This window comes from Microbacterium sp. UBA3394 (assembly GCF_002358725.1).
In the GTDB taxonomy this organism is placed as follows: Bacteria; Actinomycetota; Actinomycetes; order Actinomycetales; family Microbacteriaceae; genus Microbacterium; species Microbacterium luteum.
This window is the reverse complement of record NZ_DEPK01000061.1, coordinates 1-2,909: the sequence shown is the minus strand read 5'-3', so window position 1 is coordinate 2,909 and position 2,909 is coordinate 1. Positions and strand designations below refer to the sequence as shown.

Annotated in this window: 4 protein-coding genes; all 4 read right to left on the bottom strand. The window is 65.7% G+C overall.

The window, feature by feature from the left end:
* Window positions 1–206: 206 nt before the first annotated feature.
* Window positions 207–785 (bottom strand): recombinase family protein, encoded by a 579-nt coding sequence (locus B4E30_RS03415; RefSeq protein WP_286793496.1) that lies wholly within the window; start codon window positions 783–785, stop codon window positions 207–209.
* A gap of 8 nt (window positions 786–793) precedes the next feature.
* Window positions 794–1,732 carry a zeta toxin family protein gene (locus tag B4E30_RS03410; protein ID WP_286793497.1) on the bottom strand — a complete coding sequence of 313 codons (939 nt, stop codon included), beginning with the start codon at window positions 1,730–1,732 and terminating at the stop codon, window positions 794–796.
* Between the two features lie 62 nt (window positions 1,733–1,794).
* Window positions 1,795–1,989 (bottom strand): hypothetical protein, encoded by a 195-nt coding sequence (locus B4E30_RS03405; protein ID WP_286793495.1) that lies wholly within the window; start codon window positions 1,987–1,989, stop codon window positions 1,795–1,797.
* A gap of 578 nt (window positions 1,990–2,567) precedes the next feature.
* Window positions 2,568–2,741: a hypothetical protein gene (locus B4E30_RS03400; RefSeq protein ID WP_286793494.1), complete on the bottom strand. Its 174-nt coding sequence runs from the start codon at window positions 2,739–2,741 to the stop codon at window positions 2,568–2,570.
* Window positions 2,742–2,909: the final 168 nt, after the last annotated feature.

The window sequence follows — 2,909 nt, the reverse complement described above, 5'->3', positions numbered from 1 at the left end:
CGGGCAACCCTCCGAACGCGGAGAGTGTAGCGGTCGCGACCGGCTGCGTGCCGGGCTTTCGCGACGTATGCTCACTCGCTGCGCTCGCTCCGCTACTTCACGGTCCCGGCACTCCGCCGCCCGCGACCACTGGATGCGCGATTGTCGAAGGATGCCGAGGAGTGGGGTCGAAACAGGACGCCGTGACCACGGCCCGCGCGAGATGCCTATTTCGCTTGGGGCTGAGCTACCGAGGGGGCGGCTACCGTCTTGAGTGCACGCCGGACTGCAGACTCGCTGACCCCGAGCGCACGGCCGATCTGAGCATACGAACGCTTCTGTGTCCGGAGCTCCCGCGCGATCTCGATTCGCTCTGGCGTCATCACCCGCGGACGGCCGGGATGCCGGCCGGCGGCGATCGCAGCATCCAGCCCCTCTCGTGTCCGGACACTGACGAGTCGCCGGCGCAGTACATCCAGCGCGTCGAGCACATCGCCAGGCGCGGCGGCTGCGTCCGGTGTGGTGGACAGTGCGGGCTCGGCGAGTGAGTAGATGTCGATACCGCGTGCCCTCAGCCGCGCGACCGTCGCGACGAAGTGCTCGACCGACGACGACAACGACACTGCACTCGGAATAAGCAGAGTGTCGCCCCTCTTGAGCGAGTTCAAGCATCGCTCAAGATCGGGGCGCGGGCTGGATGTCGTACCGCGGCGGTCGGTGAATACTTGGGATGCTCCGGCCCGCCGCAGCGCGGCGGCATCCTCCGCGACGCCGTCTCCCGACAGCACCTCGCGGACGTAGCCCACTGCTCGGCTCATAGCGAGATGCCGCGGTCGATCTCCGGGCCGGAGACAACCGGAGCCGGCTGACGCTCCGGACGCCCGTCGGCCTGCGTAGCTTGGCGGAGTGCGACGAGTTGTCGGCCGAGATTGGCCTCTGCGAGAGGCCGAGCCTGGGAGTCTTTCGGAAGCGGCAGGTTGGGCAGGACCTCACGGAGACCGAGCTCATGTAACTCGATGAGCACCTCCGCCAGCGGCCGTGCCACCTGACGCGACGAAAGCGCGAAATCCGTCGTCGCCCGCAGCTCGGACAGCCAGCGCATAGCCTGGGGCGCCGGCAGGGGAGCGGCGTTCTCCCGGTCGAGGGTGGCGAGCGCCCCCTCGAACCCGGACGCATCGGTGCGCGCCGCGTCGAATCGTGTGGTGCCCTCGCGTCCGATGATCTTGAGGCGGTCGACGCTTGGCGCCATTTCCACGGTCTGAACGAGTGCTCGGACGCTCTCGAGGCTCGCGTCGTGCTCGGCGACAGTCGTGAACGGCGACGCGCGACCAGCACGCGCATCGACGAGGTATCCGGAAACTGTCGCGAGCAGACTCTCGGATCTCGGGACCGTGACCACAGCGACCGTCGTCGTGAAGCCGCTCCTCGCGAAGAGGCCCGCCGTCGCGAGCGCGACATCGGAGGAACTGCCCGTCCCGTCGAGGAGAAGTGACCGCCGCGTAGTCCGTGCATACTGCAGCGCGCTACGCATCCATCCGGACGTTGACTCTGTCAGGATCAGACTCGCTTCAGGCGAGTGCGAACGTGAGAGCTCAAGGTAGCGCGGGTGAAACGCCCGCAGGTCGCTGGCGCTGAGTGCGGCGATCTCGCGCCCGTCGATGAGTCCCCCAAACGCCCTTGCGGCCCCCACGCCGAACTGACCTGTTGCGAGTATCAGTTCGGGATCAGTGGCCGACGGACCATGCGCGAACACCACCGGTCGGATGCGTCGCTCGAAGATGGCCTGCAAATCGCTTTCAGATGATGAAACGCTACTCACGACTGGTCCACCATTTGCCGGCCGACGCGTTTGTTGACTTCGTTGACGAAGCCGTCGACGGCTTGACGATCGAATCCGTCGATCGCCAATAGCTCGAGTCGGAGGGAGGCGGCCTGTGTCGCGGCCGCGTCGATATCGAGTTCGCCTCGCTCGGCAGCTTCGAAGAGCTTCGCCGTCGCGCTGTTGAGCACTTCGCGCGCGAGATTGCACCGCACCGCATCGTTCGTGCGCCACGCCGACGTTCCGGGCATCATCGGGCCTCCGGTGTGCAGTCTATCGATGCGCCAGAAACGTCGAGACACAATAGTGACGGCAAGGAGCTTGCACGGCCTCAGCCAACCGCGGATGAGCCCCGCGTGTTAATCGCACATGCACCCCAGCACGGCCCGACCACTGCATCGTTCGACCAGTTGGCCTCTTTTGGGTGGTCATCGTGATCGGGGCGCACGGCGTTTGTCGCCGCGCGCAGGGAGCGGTTGTTGGTGACCCTGGGTAGTAGCTCGGCATGGACGACGGTTCAGTCGCTCGTGTTGCTCGCCGTGCGGCGCCGGCGCCAGATCAATGCGATGAGTGATCCGCCGGAAAGAAGCAACAGTGAGCCGTTCAACACGAGGGCAGTCCACTGAGGGTCGCCGCGCAAGAGAGAGACTGCGACCGCGCCGATGGATATCCCCCCAGATACTCCCGCGATCCGTCTGAGGACTTCCTCGATACTCCAGGAATTCTCGCGATCGGAGCGCTCGTCACGCGGTTGAGAACGGCGTTCTTGCTACGCTGCGCGCCACTCCGGCACTGCCCGCCTTGCAGTGAGCGTTACGACGACCAGGCCGGTCGCGAGGAGCGTGCACCCGAACAAGAGGCCTGCGGGGATGGTGATGAAGAAGAGGCCGAGTCCAGAGAGGATCACGCCTGCGGTGAGGAGTGCCGCGTGCTTCTCCGACATCACAACTCCCTTTCGAGTCACCTTGGCGCATGCCGAGAGGCTACGAGGTAATCGTCGGTGCGATCCAGTACTTGACACCCATCTGTGCCGCGGCGAGAGCCGGCGCGCTATCGATGCTAGGCAGATCTTCGACTGGCATGAATGCGGGGTGAGTCCCATAGCGTGGTG

Coding starts and splice junctions, on each gene's coding strand:
- B4E30_RS03400 (WP_286793494.1), bottom strand. CDS start 2,741: ATGTCGGAGAAGCACGCGGCACTCCTCACCGCAGGCGTGATCCTCTCT.